General features: G+C 68.4%; 15 protein-coding genes. 7 read left to right on the forward strand and 8 right to left on the reverse strand.

The genetic code is table 11. From position 1 onward, the window contains the following. Positions 1 to 132: 132 nt before the first annotated feature. The 4 genes from ACZ56B_RS18290 to ACZ56B_RS18305 all read right to left on the reverse strand — a co-directional run bounded on the left by ACZ56B_RS18290 (position 133) and on the right by ACZ56B_RS18305 (position 3,901). Positions 133 to 618, reverse strand: a complete 486-nt coding sequence (locus ACZ56B_RS18290; RefSeq protein WP_468791047.1) for an LppU/SCO3897 family protein — start codon at positions 616 to 618, stop codon at positions 133 to 135. Positions 619 to 748: 130 nt separating this feature from the next. Further along, positions 749 to 2,011, reverse strand: coding sequence for an MFS transporter (locus ACZ56B_RS18295; RefSeq protein WP_468791049.1), 1,263 nt, complete (start codon positions 2,009 to 2,011; stop codon positions 749 to 751). 79 nt (positions 2,012 to 2,090) lie between these two features. Then, positions 2,091 to 3,173 (reverse strand): inositol-3-phosphate synthase, encoded by a 1,083-nt coding sequence (locus tag ACZ56B_RS18300; RefSeq protein WP_468791051.1) that lies wholly within the window; start codon positions 3,171 to 3,173, stop codon positions 2,091 to 2,093. Between the two features lie 44 nt (positions 3,174 to 3,217). Further along, a complete protein-coding gene (locus tag ACZ56B_RS18305) occupies positions 3,218 to 3,901 on the reverse strand; it encodes a PadR family transcriptional regulator (protein WP_468791053.1) in 684 nt (227 codons plus the stop codon). 396 nt (positions 3,902 to 4,297) lie between these two features. On the opposite strand from ACZ56B_RS18305, the gene ACZ56B_RS18310 reads away from it, so the two are divergent. Together ACZ56B_RS18310 and ACZ56B_RS18315 are read left to right on the forward strand one after the other, a co-directional pair. Continuing rightward, positions 4,298 to 6,988 carry a transglycosylase domain-containing protein gene (locus ACZ56B_RS18310; RefSeq protein WP_468791055.1) on the forward strand — a complete coding sequence of 897 codons (2,691 nt, stop codon included), beginning with the start codon at positions 4,298 to 4,300 and terminating at the stop codon, positions 6,986 to 6,988. 98 nt (positions 6,989 to 7,086) lie between these two features. Beyond that, entirely contained in the window at positions 7,087 to 8,595 is a 1,509-nt protein-coding gene (locus tag ACZ56B_RS18315) for a glycosyltransferase family 87 protein (RefSeq protein WP_468791124.1), read from the forward strand. A gap of 115 nt (positions 8,596 to 8,710) precedes the next feature. Here the strand turns inward: ACZ56B_RS18315 and ACZ56B_RS18320 are convergent, their stop codons facing one another. The 3 genes from ACZ56B_RS18320 to ACZ56B_RS18330 form a co-directional block, all read right to left on the reverse strand. Next, the gene (locus ACZ56B_RS18320) at positions 8,711 to 9,742 is read right to left on the reverse strand and encodes an alanine racemase (protein ID WP_468791057.1); all 1,032 of its coding nucleotides are present in this window, start codon (positions 9,740 to 9,742) and stop codon (positions 8,711 to 8,713) included. 83 nt (positions 9,743 to 9,825) lie between these two features. Continuing rightward, the gene (gene femX, locus ACZ56B_RS18325; RefSeq protein ID WP_468791059.1) at positions 9,826 to 10,947 is read right to left on the reverse strand and encodes a peptidoglycan bridge formation glycyltransferase FemX; all 1,122 of its coding nucleotides are present in this window, start codon (positions 10,945 to 10,947) and stop codon (positions 9,826 to 9,828) included. A 165-nt stretch (positions 10,948 to 11,112) separates the two neighbouring features. Then, complete coding sequence (locus ACZ56B_RS18330; protein ID WP_468791061.1) at positions 11,113 to 11,427, reverse strand: hypothetical protein; 315 nt, start codon at positions 11,425 to 11,427, stop codon at positions 11,113 to 11,115. Between the two features lie 317 nt (positions 11,428 to 11,744). Between ACZ56B_RS18330 and rpsF the strand changes: the two genes are divergently transcribed. The 4 genes from rpsF (at position 11,745) to rplI (ending at position 13,437) form a co-directional block, all read left to right on the forward strand. Next, complete coding sequence (gene rpsF / locus ACZ56B_RS18335) at positions 11,745 to 12,035, forward strand: 30S ribosomal protein S6 (RefSeq protein WP_468791063.1); 291 nt, start codon at positions 11,745 to 11,747, stop codon at positions 12,033 to 12,035. Positions 12,036 to 12,111: 76 nt separating this feature from the next. Further along, a complete protein-coding gene (locus ACZ56B_RS18340; RefSeq protein WP_468791065.1) occupies positions 12,112 to 12,693 on the forward strand; it encodes a single-stranded DNA-binding protein in 582 nt (193 codons plus the stop codon). Between the two features lie 42 nt (positions 12,694 to 12,735). After that, entirely contained in the window at positions 12,736 to 12,972 is a 237-nt protein-coding gene (gene rpsR, locus ACZ56B_RS18345) for a 30S ribosomal protein S18 (RefSeq protein ID WP_003949403.1), read from the forward strand. 18 nt (positions 12,973 to 12,990) lie between these two features. After that, on the forward strand, positions 12,991 to 13,437 hold the full coding sequence (gene rplI, locus ACZ56B_RS18350; RefSeq protein WP_081236198.1) for a 50S ribosomal protein L9: 447 nt from the start codon (positions 12,991 to 12,993) through the stop codon (positions 13,435 to 13,437). A gap of 167 nt (positions 13,438 to 13,604) precedes the next feature. Here the strand turns inward: rplI and ACZ56B_RS18355 are convergent, their stop codons facing one another. Then, positions 13,605 to 14,942, reverse strand: a complete 1,338-nt coding sequence (locus ACZ56B_RS18355) for an MATE family efflux transporter (protein WP_468791068.1) — start codon at positions 14,940 to 14,942, stop codon at positions 13,605 to 13,607. 457 nt (positions 14,943 to 15,399) lie between these two features. On the opposite strand from ACZ56B_RS18355, the gene dnaB reads away from it, so the two are divergent. Beyond that, on the forward strand, positions 15,400 to 16,878 hold the full coding sequence (gene dnaB / locus ACZ56B_RS18360; RefSeq protein WP_468791070.1) for a replicative DNA helicase: 1,479 nt from the start codon (positions 15,400 to 15,402) through the stop codon (positions 16,876 to 16,878). Positions 16,879 to 16,901: the final 23 nt, after the last annotated feature.

Consider the following 16,901-nt stretch of genomic DNA (forward strand, 5'->3'; position numbering starts at 1 on the left):
GGGGGTCGCGCTGGGCGGAGGAGGGAACCCCCAGCGGGGGGTTTGTTTCTCACGAAAAACCAGCCCCGGTGGTGGGTTCGGGGGGGGGGGGTCGCACGGGAAACACCGCCCCCCGGCACATGGCTGCGAGTGCTACTTCATTTCCTTCAGGCAGAGCACCACGTTGTGGCCGCCCCCCGTCTGGTAGTAGGCGATGGGCGCGTCCGGAACCGCCTTGCACTTGTCGCTGTCGCTGGTGTCGTCGAACTTCTCGACGACCTTGTACTCGGCGTCACTGGACGAGCAGTCGGCGTCCTTGAGATCCGGGCTGAACTGAGTGCCCTCGTTCTTCATGCAGCTGCCCACTGACGTGGTCTCCGCGTCGGACTTGCCCAACTGCCACTTGACCACACCGATGACGACCGCGACGGCGATGACGGCGACGATGCGCAGGAGCTTCTTGTTGAAGCCGCGGGAAGGGGCAGGCGGTGGGACGGGGACTCCCGGAGGCGGGAAACCGGGCTGGCCGGCCTGCTGGGGGAAGCCGCCCTGGGGTGGCTGAGGAGCCTGGCCCTGAGGCTGGCCGTAGGGCTGCTGGCCCTGTGCGAACGGATTGCCCTGGGGCGGTGGAGTGGTCACGTGGAGGTCCCCCTGGAACATCGGCAAACATGCGCCGCGAGAAGTGCGCGCCGCATAAGACCCCCGTAAGCTACCGGCCGATACCGGCCACTCGGTGGCTCGATAAGACTCTGTGGCGCTGATGTGACACTTACTGGCGCCCAAAACGGGCCATAGTCACAGCTACCGCCCCGTAGATAACGGCGACTGTTACCACCAGCGGGACCGACCGTCCGTCAGGCGGCAGCATCAGGGCGGCCACGGCGGCGGCTCCGACGAACGCCACGTTGAACAGGACGTCGTAGACGGAAAAGATCCGGCCACGAAAGCCGTCGTCGACGGAGGACTGGACGATCGTGTCCGTGGCGATCTTCGCACCCTGGGTGGTCAGACCGAGGACGAACGCCCCCGCCAGCAGGGGGCCCGAGGCGAAAGGCAGTCCGAGTACGAGTTCCAGCACTGCGGCGGAACCGGCGCACACCGTGATCCAGCGGCCGGGGCCGAGCCGCCCCGCGGCCCAGGGCGTCATGACGGCCGCGGCGAAGAAGCCGGCACCGGAGATGCCCAACGCCAGTCCCAGCAGGGCGAGTCCCTCGTCCGCGGTCGAGGTCAGGGCGTACCGGCACAGCATCAGCAGCATCACGAGCACGGCGCCGTAGCAGAACCGCATCAGTGACATCGCCGTGAGCGCCCAGGCGGCCTTCCTGCGCGGCGGTGAGGTGAGGTGGCGCACGCCCGCCAGCAGGTCGCGTGCCGTCCCGGTGAGTGCCGTGGTCAGCCGGGGACGCACCAGGGCGCGGTCCGGACCCAGGAGTTCCTTCGCGATGCGCAGCGACGCCACGGCCGCGCACAGGTACAGGGCCGCGCCCACGAGCACCACGGCCGCGTCGGAGTCGGCGATGACCAGACGGACGAGGAAGGCCAGGCCGCCGCCCGCCGTAGCGGCGAGTGTTCCGGCGGTCGGGGAGAGGGAGTTGGCGACGACCAGCCGCTCGGCGTCGACCACGCGGGGAAGCGCGGCGGACAGTCCGGCGAGGACGAAGCGGTTGACGGCGGTGACGCACAGGGCGGAGACGAGGAGGAGCCAGTCGGGGACCCGGCCGAGAATGAGGACGGCGGTCACCGATGCCATCAGGGCGCGCAGCAGGTTGCCGTACAGGAACACCTGACGGCGGCGCCAGCGGTCCAGCAGCACTCCGGCGAAGGGGCCGACCACGGAGTACGGGAGGAGCAGGACCGCCATCGCGGAGGCGATCGCCGCGGCCGACGTCTGCTTCTCCGGCGAGAAGACCACGTAGGCGGCGAGTGCGACCTGGAAGACGCCGTCGGCGCCCTGGGAGAGCAGACGGACGGCGAGCAGACGCCTGAAGCCCTGGAAGTGCAGCAGGACGCGCAGGTCACGGACGACGGCCATGGGGCTCAGCCTCACATAGGGGGAGGGTCTCCGGGACGTGCGACCCCGGAGACCCTTCCTTGCCCACGGTGAGCGGGTCCTAGCGCTCGACCTCGCCCTTGATGAACTTCTCGACGTTCTCGCGGGCCTCGTCGTCGAAGTACTGCACCGGCGGGGACTTCATGAAGTAGGAGGACGCCGACAGGATCGGGCCGCCGACGCCCCGGTCCTTGGCGATCTTCGCGGCGCGCAGGGCGTCGATGATGACGCCGGCGGAGTTCGGGGAATCCCAGACCTCGAGCTTGTACTCCAGGTTCAGCGGGACGTCACCGAAGGCACGGCCCTCGAGGCGGACGTAGGCCCACTTGCGGTCGTCCAGCCAGGCGACGTAGTCGGACGGGCCGATGTGGACGTTCTTCTCGCCGAGTTCCCGGTCGGGGATCTGGGAGGTGACGGCCTGCGTCTTGGAGATCTTCTTGGACTCGAGGCGGTCACGCTCGAGCATGTTCTTGAAGTCCATGTTGCCGCCGACGTTCAGCTGCATCGTGCGGTCCAGGATGACACCCCGGTCCTCGAACAGCTTCGCCATGACGCGGTGCGTGATGGTGGCGCCGACCTGGGACTTGATGTCGTCACCGACGATCGGGACGCCCGCCTCGGTGAACTTGTCCGCCCACTCCTTGGTGCCGGCGATGAAGACCGGGAGGGCGTTGACGAAGGCGACCTTGGCGTCGATGGCGCACTGGGCGTAGAACTTCGCCGCGTCCTCGGAGCCGACGGGCAGGTAGCAGACCAGGACGTCGACCTGCTTGTCCTTGAGGGCCTGGACGACGTCGACCGGCTCCTCGGCGGACTCCTCGATGGTCTCGCGGTAGTACTTGCCGAGGCCGTCGAGGGTGTGGCCGCGCTGGACCGTCACGCCGGTGCGGGGGACGTCGCAGATCTTGATGGTGTTGTTCTCGGAGGCTCCGATGGCGTCCGCGAGGTCGAGGCCGACCTTCTTGGCGTCCACGTCGAAGGCGGCGACGAACTCGACGTCGCGGACGTGGTAGTCGCCGAACTGGACGTGCATCAGGCCCGGCACCTTGGACGCCGGGTCGGCGTCCTTGTAGTACTCGACTCCCTGCACCAGCGATGCGGCGCAGTTGCCCACGCCGACGATGGCTACGCGAACCGAACCCATTCCGGTTGCTCCCTGTGTGTACGAGTGAGGCCCTGAGTGGGGTCTCACGTGGCGGTGTCGTCGGGCGTATCCGGCCGGGGTGCGTCCCCGGACCGGGGCAGGCCGCCCGGCGCTCCAGATGTGGTGTCCTGCTGAGCGGCTCCCCCGGTGGCGGAATCCTTCAGGTCCCGGCCGGCCCGCTCGCTCTCGATGAGCTCGTTCAGCCAGCGCACTTCGCGCTCCACGGACTCCATCCCGTGGCGCTGGAGCTCAAGCGTGTAGTCGTCGAGGCGCTCCCTGGTGCGGGCCAGGGAGGCACGCATCTTCTCGAGGCGCTCCTCCAGCCTGCTGCGGCGGCCCTCGAGAACGCGCATGCGCACATCACGAGAGGTCTGCCCGAAGAAGGCGAACCGCGCGGCGAAGGTCTCGTCCTCGTAGGCGTCCGGCCCCGTCTGGGAGAGCAGCTGCTCGAAGTGCTCCTTACCCTCCGCCGTCAACCGGTAGACGATCTTGGCGCGACGGCCCGTGAGCGGAGCGACGGGAGCGTCCTCGGCGGTGTTCCCCGGTTCCTCGATCAACCAGCCGTTGGCGACCAGCGTCTTGAGGCAGGGGTAGAGCGTCCCGTAGCTGAACGCACGGAACACACCCAGTGACGTATTGAGTCGTTTGCGCAGCTCATAGCCGTGCATCGGGGATTCGCGGAGCAGACCGAGTACGGCGAACTCAAGGATCCCGGAACGCCGGCTCATCGTCGCCTCCTCTCTGCCGCGGTCCTGCCGTGACGGGCTCGTGTCCGGCTCGTCGCCGTCCTTATGCCGAGCTGATGTATCGACTCGATACATCACGACGATAGAACGGCCTTCCGGACGCGACAAGGGGGGGTGGAGTGAACGGGGTCACATCGTCGGCTCCCGGGGACCAAGTTGCCTGGTTTGAGGTGAACTTCTGTGCTCGGAGGGTTTTGGCGGTGCGTAGTCTGTGCGCCATGCAGACCACCGGGAACCGAGTGACGCCCGGGGACGTCCCTGTCCCCGGTGCAGTACGGGTGAATGCGGAAAGCGCCGCATCCGTACTTCGGGGGGACCGGAAACCAGCCGCCGTTGCCAGGCGCGCAAGGGTGCGCCTGCCCGAGGAGTAGTCGTTCGATGAGCGAGCACCGTCGCAAACCGCCGCAGCCGCAGGGAGGCGGACGTGCCGCGGCCCGACGCGGCCAGTCCGGCTCGTCCTCCGGCCGCCGCGCGGCACCGCGAGGCGCCACCGGGTCTCCGTCCGATTCCTATGGGTCGGGCGCCCGCGGCCCGGGAGGTGAGGACCGTACGTACGGCGGCCGCGCCGAGGCACGACGCGCGGCACAGAGAGGCGGGAGCCGCCGGGCCGGTGCCACCGGGCCCGGACGCGGCAGGGGGCGCGCGGCGCCTCCCGGCAAGAAGCGGATCGTCGACTACCCCCGCTACGACAAGGACGGCTGGCGCCGCTGGATGCCGTCCTGGAAGCTCCTCTCCGGGCTGTGCATCGCCTTCTTCGGAAGCCTGGTGGCCGTCGCGGGGGTCGGGTACGCGATGGTGGAGGTGCCCAACCTCGCCCTGACGGCCACGGCACAGAACAACGTCTACTACTGGGCCGACGACTCGCCGATGGTCGCCACGGGCGGTGAGCGCAACCGGCAGATCATCGGTCTCGCGCAGATCCCCAAGGACATGCAGAATGCCGTGATCTCGCAGGAGAACAAGACCTTCTACGAGGACAGCGGCATCGACCCCAAGGGCATCGCACGTGCCGTGTTCAACATGGCCCGCGGCGGCAGTACGCAGGGTGGCTCCACGATCACCCAGCAGTACGTCAAGAACGCGATGCTGGACGACCAGTCGCAGACGATCTCCCGGAAGTTCAAGGAGATCTTCGTCTCGATCAAGGTGGGCACCACCCAGCGCAAGGACACGATCCTCGAGGGCTACCTGAACTCCGCGTACTACGGCCGCGGGGCCTACGGGATCCAGGCGGCGTCCCGGGCGTACTTCAACAAGGACGCCATGGACCTGGACGCGGGCGAGTGCGCCTTCCTGGCGGCGGTGCTCAAGGGCGCCACCTACTACGACCCGGCCGGCGCGAAGTCCATCGACCCGGTCGGTGCCACTCCCGAGAAGAACCAGGAACGTCTTCTGCTGCAGATGCAGGACACGCTCGACAAGATGGTCGAGTACAAGCACCTCAGCGCCGAGGAACGGGCCAAGCACACCAAGCTGCCCAAGTGGCAGAACCCCCGGTCGAACACCGCGCTGAGCGGTCAGATCGGCTACCTCGTCGACCTGGCCAACGCGTACCTCGTCAACAACAGCGAAGAGACCGGCATCACCGAGGACGACCTGGCGAAGGGCGGCTACTCGATCTACACGACCTTCGACAAGAAGAAGGTCGAAGCACTCGAGGAGTCGGTCAAGAAGGTCTACAAGGAGAACATCGACCCCGAGAAGCGCCCGGACACGGACACGCACGTCCAGTTCGGCGGAGCCTCGGTGGACCCCGCGACCGGAGCGATCAAGGCCATCTACGGCGGCGAGGACGCGACCAAGCACTTCACCAACAACGCCGACGCGACCGGGGCCCAGGTCGGCTCGACGTTCAAGCCGTTCGTGCTGGCGGCGGCCATGAAGTGGGGCGTCCGGAACCCGGACCTGGATCCGGTGCAGGCACAGGACGAGCGCACCATCGTGTCCCCGAAGAGCCTCTACAGCGGCAAGAACAAGCTCAAGGTCCGGGAGTACGACGGGAACGTCTGGCAGAACGAGAAGGGCGAGCAGTGGGAACAGGTCAATGACGGCGACCTTTCGCACGGCACACCGCCCGACTACAAGATCGACCTCCGTGAGGCGATGCGCGAGTCGGTGAACTCCTCCTTCGTGCAGCTCGGCATGGACGTCGGCCTGGACAAGGTGAAGGAGGCGGCGATCGACGCGGGTGTCCTGGAGAGCAGCCTCACGGGCACCGACGCGTACCCCTCGTTCTCCATCGGTACCTCCACCCCCAGCGCGATCCGTATGGCGGGCGCGTACGCCACGTTCGCGGCGAGCGGCAAGCAGCGCGAGCCGTTCTCGGTGAAGAAGGTGACCAGCAAGAACGGCACGGTCTTCACCCACAAGACGGTGACGGAGCAGGCGTTCACCGCGAAGGTCGCCGACAACGTCACGGACGTCCTGAAGACCGTCGTCGAAGAGGGAACCGGTAAGAACGCCCGGCTCCCCGACCGCGAGGCGGCCGGAAAGACCGGTACGACGGACGGCAACAAGTCCGCCTGGTTCGTCGGGTACACCCCGCAGCTGTCCACCGCGATCAGCATGTTCCGGTACCCCGACGACGAGACCATCAAGAACCGGCAGTTCCTGGAGATGTTCGGAACGGGTGACCAGAAGAAGATCCACGGTTCCTCGTTCCCGTCCGAGATCTGGGCGGACTACATGGGGAAGGCCCTGAAGGGCCAGGCGCCGAAGAAGTTCCCGCTTCCCGAGCCCATCGGGGAGGTCGTCAACGCCGACCCGACGCCGACTCCCACCCCCACGCCCACCGAGACCGAGGAGACGACCCCGTCGCCGTCTCCGACGCCCACGGAGACCGAGACCACTCCGACGCCCTCGGCCACCAACACCTGTCGGCCGCTCGATTTCCGGTGCGACGACGAGGACGACGACACGGGCGGCACCGGCCCGGGTGGTGCCGACGTCGGCGGTGCGGACGGAGGAGTGAGCAGCACGCCGACGCCTTCGGGCACGGAGGAGCCCGGGGACAACAGAGGCAGCGGCAACAACAACGGCGGCGGTCTCTTCGGAGGCCCGAGGGATTAGTCCCCCATCACCCGGCCTGGGTGTTTCACGTGAAACACGGGCCGTCGTACCCCTCGGGTACGGCGGCCCTCGGCGTATTCCCGGTCGCGTACGGCAGGATGTGCGGCATGCCCAGTGGAGAATCGACGCGAGCCAGCGTCCACGAGCCCGAGCCGGTGCGGCCGACCCAGGAGGACCGGGTCGCCGCCGCCGGCAGCGAGCTGATCGGCGGTCCGCTCGGTCGGCGTGCCCTGACCGGGACGTCCTGGTGGACCCCGGTCCGGGTCATCGCGCTCGTGGCGATCGGCATGTTCGCCCTCGGCCTGGTGCAGAAAGCGCCCTGCTACAACGGGGGCTGGTTCTTCGGGGCCGGCTCCCAGTACACGCATGCCTGCTACTCGGACATCCCGCACCTCTACCAGGGACGCGGCTTCGCCGACGGGCTGGTGCCGTACTTCGACAAGCTCCCCGGGGACATGCAGTACCTCGAGTACCCGGTGCTGACCGGTGTGTTCATGGAGGTCGCCGCCTGGCTCACGCCCGGCAGCGGCAGCCTCCGGGAGCAGGCGCAGTGGTACTGGACGGCCAATGCGGGGATGCTCATGGCGTGCGCGGCCGTCATCGCCGTCTGCGTGACCCGTACGCACGCCCGGCGGCCCTGGGACGCCCTGCTGATCGCGTTGGCGCCCGCCTTCGCGCTGACCGCGACCATCAACTGGGACCTGCTGGCCGTCGCCCTGACGGCCGCGGCGATGCTGATGTGGTCGCGGGGGCGTTCCCTCGCCTTCGGTGTCCTCCTCGGGCTCGCCACGGCCGCCAAGCTCTACCCCGTGCTGCTCCTCGGGCCGTTGCTGGTGCTGTGCTGGCGCGCGGGCCGCTGGCGGGAGTACGGAAAGGCCCTGGGGGGCGCGGTCGTCGCCTGGGCCGTCGTCAACGTGCCCGTCATGCTCTTCGCCTTCGAGGGCTGGTCGAAGTTCTACACGTTCAGTCAGGAACGGGGAGTCGACTTCGGTTCCTTCTGGCTGATCATGGCCCAGAACTCGAGCGATCCGCTCAGCACCGAGACCGTCAACACGCTCGCCACGCTCCTGATGCTGCTCTGCTGCGCGGGCGTCGCGGCGCTCGCCCTCACGGCTCCGCGCCGGCCGCGGTTCGCCCAGCTCGCCTTCCTGATCGTCGCGGCGTTCATCCTCACCAACAAGGTCTACTCGCCGCAGTACGTCCTGTGGCTGGTGCCGCTGGCGGCCCTCGCCCGGCCGAAGTGGCGCGACTTCCTCGTCTGGCAGGCCTGCGAGGTGGCGTACTTCCTGGGCATCTGGATGTACCTCGCCTACACGACCAGCGGGGACGCGCACAAGGGGCTGCCCGCCGACGGTTACCACTGGGCCATCGGTCTTCATCTGCTGGGGACGCTGTACCTGTGTGCCATGGTCGTGCGCGACATCCTGATGCCCGAGCGGGACCCGGTGCGGCGGTCGGGCGAGGACGACCCGTCGGGCGGGGTGCTCGACGGAGCCGAGGACGTGTTCGTGTTCGGCCCCGCGGCCCGTCCCGCACGGCACGCCGCCCACTTCGAGGGGGCACAGGTCAAGTGGGGGACGACCGGGGCCACGGGCGGTTCGCTCTGAGCGAACAGGCCGGGCGCACCGCTCCGGAAGGCAGTGAGAAGGCCGTACACGGACAGCCGTGTACGGCCTTCTCACTGCCCGGACGAGGACGGTTCCCGGCCGTCCCCGGTGCCGCTCAGCGGTCGACGAGGCGGTCGAACTGCGTGGTGGTGTGCCGGAGATGGGCCACGAGTTCGTCGCCGACCTTCGGCTCCGGCGCGTCCGCCGGCACGAACAGGATCGACACCTGCATGTGCGGCGGCTCGGCGAACCAGCGCTGCTTGCCGCCCCAGACGAACGGGGAGAGGTTGCGGTTCACGGTGGCGAGTCCGGCGCGGGCGACGCCCTTGGCGCGCGGCATGACGCCGTGCAGTGCCTTGGGGGCCTCCAGGCCCACCCCGTGCGACGTACCGCCCGCCACGACCACCAGGAAGCCGTCGGAGGCGGCCTTCTGCTGCCGGTAGCCGAACCGGTCCCCCTTGGCGACGCGCGTGACGTCCAGGACCGCGCCGCGGTACTCGGTGGCCTCGTGGTCCCCCAGCCACAGCCGGGTGCCGATCCGGGCACGGAAGCGGGTCTGCGGGAACTGCTGCTGCAGCCGGACGAGTTCCTCGGCCTTGAGGTGGCTCACGAACATCGTGTGCAGCGGCAGGCGGGCTGCCCGCAGGCGGTCCATCCAGCCGATGACCTCCTCGACGGCGTCCGAGCCGTCGGTGCGGTCCAGGGGGAGGTGGATGGCGAAGCCCTCCAGCCGGACGTTCTCTATGGCGGCGTGCAGCTGGGGCAGGTCCTGCTCACTGACACCGTGCCGCTTCATCGAGGACATCACCTCGATGACCACCCGGGCGCCGACCAGTCCGTACACGCCGTCGACCGACGACACCGAGCGGATGACCCGGTCGGGCAGCGGCACGGGCTCCTCGCCGCGCCGGTACGGCGTCAGCACCAGCAGGTCACCACCGAACCAGTCCTTGATCCGGGCGGCCTCGTACGTCGTGCCGACGGCGAGGACGTCCGTGCCCAGCCGTGTGGCCTCCTCGGCCAGCCGCTCGTGGCCGAAGCCGTAGCCGTTGCCCTTGCAGACCGGGACGAGTCCCGGGAACTGCTCCTGCACGTGCTTGTGGTGCGCCCGCCAGCGCGCGGTGTCGACGTAGAGCGTGAGCGCCATGGCCGGACCTGGAACCTTTCTCGTGGCTGCGGTGTGTCAGAGGGGTGGAAGCTGTCGGAGCCGTCGGAGCGGCGAAGCAGGGGTCAGCGGCGCGACATGTAGATGTCGAGCGCCTTGTGGAGCAGCTTGTTCAGCGGGAAGTCCCACTCACCGAGGTACTCGGCGGCCTGGCCGCCCGTGCCGACCTTGAACTGGATCAGACCGAAGAGGTGGTCGGTCTCGTCCAGGGAGTCCGAGATGCCGCGCAGGTCGTAGACGGTGGCGCCGAGCGCGTAGGCGTCACGCAGCATCCGCCACTGCATCGCGTTCGAGGGCCGGACCTCGCGGCCGATGTTGTCGGAGGCTCCGTAGGAGTACCAGACGTGCCCGCCGACGATCAGCATCGTCGCCGCGGACAGGTTCACGCCGTTGTGCCGGGCGAAGTACAACCGCATGCGGTTGGGGTCCTCGGTGTTGAGGGCCGTCCACATGCGCTGGAAGTACGACAGCGGGCGGGGCCGGAAGCGGTCGCGCACGGCGGTGATCTCGTACAGCCGCTGCCACTCGGGCAGATCGTCGTAGCCGCCCTGGACGACCTCGACGCCGGCCTTCTCGGCCTTCTTGATGTTGCGGCGCCACAGCTGGTTGAAGTTCTTGTGGACCTCTTCCAGGGAGCGGTTCGCCAGCGGCACCTGGTAGACGTAGCGGGGCTGGACGTCACCGAAGCCGGCGCCGCCGTCCTCGCCCTGCTGCCAGCCCATGCGACGCAGCTTGTCGGCGACCTCGAAGGCGCGGGGCTCGATGAAGTCGGCCTCCAGGTCACGCAGACGCTTCACGTCCGGGTCCTGGATGCCCTTCTTGATGGTCGAGGCCTCCCAGCGCCGGATGATCACCGGCGGACCCATCTTCACCGAGAACGCGCCCTGCTGCTTCAGGTGCGCGAGCATCGGCTCGATCCACTCCTGGAGATTCGGCGCGAACCAGTTGATGACCGGGCCCTCGGGCAGGTAGGCGAGGTAGCGCTTGATCTTGGGCAGCTGCCGGTAGAGGACGAGCCCGGCACCGACCATCTCGCCGGTCCGGCCGTCGAACCAGCCGAGGTTCTCCGAGCGCCACTCCGCCTTGACGTCCGCCCAGGCCGGGACCTGCATGTGACTCGCCGACGGCAGGCTCTGGATGTACGCCAGATGCTGCTCTCGACTGATGGTCCTCAGGGTCAGGCTCATTCGGGGCGCTCCTCGGGCTGGTGTGTCCCCATGGGATCAGGGGCTCCGGCTCTCGCGCGAAGCCTACTGCGCCCGGGGAGCGCCCCGGATGGGCGCACGGGCCTTCCCCCCGGGCTGTCGCCGGGGGGAAGGCGTTCGACGGTGTTCGGAAGGGGGTGTCTGACGTCAGTCGACGAGTCCGCCGAAGAGGCCACCGTGCGCCATGCCCAGGAAGAACCCGATCGCCGAGGCACCGAGGCCCAGGACGAGGCCGAAGCGCGCGCGCGTCGTCACCGAGATCCACTGGCCGTACGCGCCGGTGAGGATGCCCACCAGGCCGGTCCAGGAGCTGAGCAGGTGCAGATGGTGGAACATCGCCGTGATGAAGGACGTGATGCCCAGCACCAGGGTCACCGCGAGCAGGGTGTCCTGGAGCGGATGGGACTTGCCGTCCGTGGCGAAGAGGCCGCCGGCGGTATTGGGTCGCATTGCCTGTGCCATAGGGCACCTCCTGCGAAAGGCGGCGCATCGTAGCGCCATACACACTCGATGTGTACAGATTGACGGGCATCCCGGCCTGATTTCAACCGGAAGCCGCTGTGCGGGTACCCTGTACCCTTCGCATCGATGTCCGTCCGGACAGAGCCGGGCGAGAGCAGGACAGGACCGCGGTCCGTCCCTGCCGGCCCGGGAGACCGCCACCCGATCCCGATTGTCAGTGGCGGCTGTTTTACTGACGGACGTCGTTGCACAACGCATCACGACCCTCCTGCCACGGAACGACCGTGGCCGCTGAGTCCAAAGGAGGTGGGTTCCACATGCGTCACTACGAGGTGATGGTCATCCTCGACCCCGATCTCGAGGAGCGTGCTGTCTCCCCGCTGATCGAGAACTTCCTTTCCGTCGTCCGTGACGGTGGCGGAAAGGTCGAGAAGGTCGACACCTGGGGCCGTCGTCGTCTCTCGTACGAGATCAAGAAGAAGCCCGAAGGCATCTACTCGGTCATCGACCTGCAGGCCGAGCCTGCGGTCGTCAAGGAGCTCGACCGCCAGATGAACCTGAACGAGTCGGTCCTCCGGACCAAGGTCCTCCGCCCCGAGGTCCACTGAGCCTCCCGCTCAGTGGGTCCCGGGACCCGAGTAGCAGCACCAGCAGCCAGCAGCAAACCCGCCGAGAGGTTCCCCCATGGCAGGCGAGACCGTCATCACGGTCGTCGGCAACCTTGTCGATGACCCCGAGCTGCGCTTCACCCCGTCCGGTGCGGCCGTCGCGAAGTTCCGTGTCGCGTCGACTCCCCGCACCTTCGACCGTCAGACGAACGAGTGGAAGGACGGCGAGAGCCTGTTCCTGACCTGCTCGGTCTGGCGTCAGGCGGCGGAGAACGTCGCCGAGTCGCTCCAGCGAGGCATGCGCGTCATCGTGCAGGGCCGGCTGAAGCAGCGGTCCTACGAGGACCGTGAGGGCATCAAGCGCACGGTCTACGAACTGGACGTCGAGGAAGTCGGCGCCAGCCTGCGCAACGCCACGGCCAAGGTCACCAAGACCACCGGCCGCGGTGGCCAGGGCGGTTACGGCGGTGGCGGCGGCCAGCAGGGCGGCGGCTGGGGCGGCGGCCCCGGCGGCGGCCAGCAGCAGGGCGGCGCTCCCGCCGACGACCCCTGGGCGACCGGCGCTCCCGCCGGCGGCCAGCAGGGCGGCGGCTGGGGCGGCGGCTCCGGCGGCGGCTCCGGCGGCGGTGGCGGCTACTCGGACGAGCCCCCCTTCTAGGCGGGCCGTACCCGCACTTCTTGATCACACAGGAGAAACATCATGGCGAAGCCGCCTGTGCGCAAGCCGAAGAAGAAGGTCTGCGCATTCTGCAAGGACAAGGTCACGTACGTGGACTACAAGGACACGAACATGCTGCGGAAGTTCATCTCCGACCGCGGCAAGATCCGTGCCCGTCGCGTGACCGGCAACTGCACGCAGCACCAGCGTGACGTCGCCACGGCCGTCAAGAACAGCCGTGAGATGGCGCTGCTGCCCTACACCTCCACCGCGCGCTAAGGGAAGGGTGACCGACTCATGAAGATCATCCTCACCCACGAGGTCTCCGGCCTCGGTGCCGCGGGCGACGTCGTCGACGTCAAGGACGGTTACGCTCGCAACTACCTGGTCCCGCGCAAGCTCGCGATCCGCTGGACCAAGGGCGGCGAGAAGGACGTCGAGCAGATCCGTCGTGCTCGCAAGATCCACGAGATCCAGACCATCGAGCAGGCCAACCAGGTGAAGGCCCAGCTCGAGGGAGTCAAGGTCCGCCTGGCCGTCCGCTCCGGCGACGCCGGTCGTCTCTTCGGTTCCGTCACCCCGGCCGACATCGCTTCCGCGATCAAGGCCGCCGGTGGACCCGAGGTCGACAAGCGCCGCATCGAGCTGGGGGCGCCGATCAAGACGCTGGGCGCTCACGAGACGTCCGTGCGTCTGCACCCCGAGGTTGCCGCCAAGGTCAACATCGAGGTCGTCGCGGCCTGAGTGCCGCGCTCGCTGAAGCAGTGAGCACAGGGGCCGCACCCTTCGGGGTGCGGCCCCTGTCGTCGTGTTCACGGCCATGAAGTCCCGGCGTCGTGTCCCGGGCGGGAGGTCGGGCGGAGCGGTGCGGTGCGTACTGCAGGCGAAACGCGGTGTTTCACGTGAAACGGTCAGCGTGTGGCGCCCGTGACGATCCAGCGGCCCGAGCGGCTGCGGAGCCACAGGGTCAGCAGCCGCACGGACATCATGAGCGTCATCGTGCCCCACAGCGCGGTGAGCCCGCCCCCGAGTGCGGGGACCAGCAGGGCGGCCGGTGTGAAGGCCGCCAGGGTGAGCAGCATCGCCCATGCCAGATACGGTCCGTCGCCCGCACCCATCAGAACTCCGTCCAGGACGAAGACGATGCCGCAGATCGGCTGGGACAGTGCCACGATCACCAGAGCGGGCAGCGCGGCGTCCGTGACGGCGGAGTCGCTGGTGAACAGGGGCAGGAAGACCGGCCGGGCGAGCACCACCAGCACGCCGAGCACGACCCCGACCGCGACGCCCCACTCCACCATGCGGCGGCATGCCTCACGGGCGCCCCGGGCGTCACCGGCTCCCAGATAACGTCCGATGATGGCCTGGCCGGCGATGGCGATGGCGTCCAGCGCGAAGGCGAGGAGGCTCCAGAGGGAGAGGATGATCTGGTGGGCCGCGATGTCGGCGTCGCCGAGGCGGGCAGCGACGGCTGTCGTGATCATCAGGATGGCCCTGAGGGAGAGGGTGCGCACCAGCAGGGGGACGCCGGCTCGAGCCGATGCCCTGATCCCGGCGGAGTCCGGGCGCAGGGAGGCACCGTGCTTGTGCGCCCCGCGCAGCACCACGGCCAGGTAGACCGCGGCCATGCCGCACTGGGCGATGACGGTGCCCCAGGCGGAGCCCGCGATGCCGAGGCCGGCGCCGTAGACCAGCCCGACGTTGAGCACGGCGTTCGCGAGGAAGCCGCCGACGGCGACGTAGAGCGGCGTCCGGGTGTCCTGCAGTCCGCGCAGGACGCCGGACGCGGCGAGCACGACGAGCATGGCCGGTATGCCGAGCGCGGAAATGCGCAGATAGGTGGTCGCGTAGGGCGCCGCTGTGTCCGAGGCGCCGAAGAGATCGACGAGGCCCGGTGCCGTGGGCAGGACGACGGTGATGACGACGGCACCGAGCAGCAGGGCCAGCCAGATTCCGTCCATGCCCTGGCGGATGGCTCCCCGGAGGTCGCCCGCCCCGACGCGCCGGGCGACAGCGGCAGTGGTGGCATAGGCCAGGAAGACGAACACGCTGACGGCGGTCATCAGCAGGGCCGAGGCGATGCCGAGACCGGCGAGCTGTGCCGTACCGAGGTGGCCGACGATGGCGCTGTCGGCCATGACGAAGAGCGGCTCGGCGACGAGGGCGCCGAAGGCGGGGACGGCCAGCAGGACGATCTCTCTGTCGTGCTGCCGTCGGGCGGCTCGGGCGCGCGCGGGGGCCTGTGTCATGTGCACCAATCTAATCGTCCACAGGTAAGTGATGCAAAGCCTTACCAACCCTTACTGCGGGGATCGGTGGACGGGCGTGTGTCCACGGCTTGAAGTGATCTTGATCCGACTGGGGAAGTTTTTCTTCTGCACAGCCGGTGGACGGTAAAGATGCAGGTCAGAGGCGTGTTGTGGAGTGCCTTGCGGTCTTGTTCACAGGGCTGTCCACCGGGCCGTGCACAGGTTTCGCGGAGTTCTCCACAGCATTGGGGTGGTCGTCCACAAGGCCTGTGGATAACCAGATTGGCTGACGGTGCCGACGGGCCTACGGTGGTCCGGCGCTCGCTCCGTCCACCGGCTTGGAGAACGCCGTGAAATCGGCCCCCGGCAACCGGAGTCGGGCCTCTTATCTGTCAGTGCCGTGCCGTAGAACAAGGGCACGGTGAGGTCCGCTCGGCGGACGGGAGGAGGTGGCTCGGTGAGCATTTCCGAGCCCTTGGACGATCCGTGGGCCGACAGCGGCCCCAGTGATCGTCTGCCTGCCTCCCGCCGCCGAGACGACGGTGGCCGTGGCCGTGACGAGCAGCACGACCGGGGTCGGGACAACGGGGTGTGGGACGGGGCAGGGCCCGCGTTCGAGCGGGTCCCGCCGCAGGACCTCGAGGCCGAGCAGTCCGTGCTGGGCGGCATGCTGCTGTCCAAGGACGCCATCGCCGACGTCGTCGAGATCCTCAAGGGCCACGACTTCTACAAGCCGGCCCACGAGACCATCTACACGGCCATCCTCGACGTCTACGCCAAGGGCGAACCGGCCGACCCCATCACGATCGCCTCGGAGCTGACCAAGCGCGGCGAGATCAACAAGGTCGGCGGAGCCTCCTACCTGCACACCCTCGTGCAGACGGTGCCCACGGCGGCCAACGCGGCGTACTACGCGGAGATCGTGCACGAACGCGCCGTGCTGCGTCGCCTGGTCGAGGCCGGCACGCGCATCACGCAGATGGGGTATGCGGCCGACGACGACGTCGACGAGATCGTCAACCGGGCCCAGGCCGAGATCTACGCGGTCACCGAGCAGCGCACCAGTGAGGACTACCTCCCGCTCGGCGACATCATGGAGGGCGCGCTCGACGAGATCGAGGCGATCGGATCGCGCAGCGGTGAGATGACCGGTGTGCCGACCGGGTTCACCGATTTCGACTCGCTGACCAACGGCCTGCACCCGGGACAGATGATCGTCATCGCCGCGCGTCCCGCGATGGGCAAGTCGACGCTCGCACTGGACTTCGCGCGGGCCGCTTCGATCAAGCACAACCTGCCGAGTGTCATCTTCTCGCTCGAGATGGGGCGCAACGAGATCGCGATGCGCCTGCTGTCCGCCGAGGCCAGGGTCGCCCTGCACCACATGCGGTCCGGCACGATGACCGACGAGGACTGGACGCGCCTGGCACGCCGGATGCCGGACGTCTCGGCGGCGCCGCTCTACATCGACGACTCCCCGAACCTGTCGATGATGGAGATCCGTGCGAAGTGCCGTCGTCTGAAACAGCGCAACGACCTGAAGCTGGTCGTCATCGACTACCTCCAGCTGATGCAGTCCGGCGGCTCCAAACGCGCCGAGAGCCGTCAGCAGGAGGTCTCGGACATGTCCCGCAACCTCAAGCTGCTCGCCAAGGAGCTGGAGATCCCGGTCATCGCGCTCTCCCAGCTCAACCGTGGCCCCGAGCAGCGCACCGACAAGAAGCCGATGGTCTCCGACCTGCGTGAGTCCGGATCCATCGAGCAGGACGCCGACATGGTCATCCTGCTGCACCGCGAGGACGCCTACGAGAAGGAGTCCCCCCGCGCGGGTGAGGCCGACCTCATCGTGGCCAAGCACCGAAACGGTCCGACCGCGACGATCACGGTCGCCTTCCAGGGCCACTACTCGCGCTTCGTCGACATGGCGCAGACCTGATCAGGTCTCCTGTGGGCGCCTGC

The sequence above is a fragment of the Streptomyces sp. NPDC034670 genome (assembly GCF_055574875.1).

Coding starts and splice junctions, on each gene's coding strand:
- ACZ56B_RS18355 (WP_468791068.1), bottom strand. CDS start 14,942: ATGACACAGGCCCCCGCGCGCGCCCGAGCCGCCCGACGGCAGCACGAC.
- femX (WP_468791059.1), bottom strand. CDS start 10,947: ATGAGCCTGACCCTGAGGACCATCAGTCGAGAGCAGCATCTGGCGTAC.
- ACZ56B_RS18310 (WP_468791055.1), top strand. CDS start 4,298: ATGAGCGAGCACCGTCGCAAACCGCCGCAGCCGCAGGGAGGCGGACGT.
- ACZ56B_RS18340 (WP_468791065.1), top strand. CDS start 12,112: ATGGCAGGCGAGACCGTCATCACGGTCGTCGGCAACCTTGTCGATGAC.
- rpsF (WP_468791063.1), top strand. CDS start 11,745: ATGCGTCACTACGAGGTGATGGTCATCCTCGACCCCGATCTCGAGGAG.
- rplI (WP_081236198.1), top strand. CDS start 12,991: ATGAAGATCATCCTCACCCACGAGGTCTCCGGCCTCGGTGCCGCGGGC.
- rpsR (WP_003949403.1), top strand. CDS start 12,736: ATGGCGAAGCCGCCTGTGCGCAAGCCGAAGAAGAAGGTCTGCGCATTC.
- ACZ56B_RS18320 (WP_468791057.1), bottom strand. CDS start 9,742: ATGGCGCTCACGCTCTACGTCGACACCGCGCGCTGGCGGGCGCACCAC.
- ACZ56B_RS18300 (WP_468791051.1), bottom strand. CDS start 3,173: ATGGGTTCGGTTCGCGTAGCCATCGTCGGCGTGGGCAACTGCGCCGCA.
- ACZ56B_RS18305 (WP_468791053.1), bottom strand. CDS start 3,901: ATGAGCCGGCGTTCCGGGATCCTTGAGTTCGCCGTACTCGGTCTGCTC.
- ACZ56B_RS18330 (WP_468791061.1), bottom strand. CDS start 11,427: ATGGCACAGGCAATGCGACCCAATACCGCCGGCGGCCTCTTCGCCACG.
- ACZ56B_RS18295 (WP_468791049.1), bottom strand. CDS start 2,011: ATGGCCGTCGTCCGTGACCTGCGCGTCCTGCTGCACTTCCAGGGCTTC.
- ACZ56B_RS18315 (WP_468791124.1), top strand. CDS start 7,087: ATGTGCGGCATGCCCAGTGGAGAATCGACGCGAGCCAGCGTCCACGAG.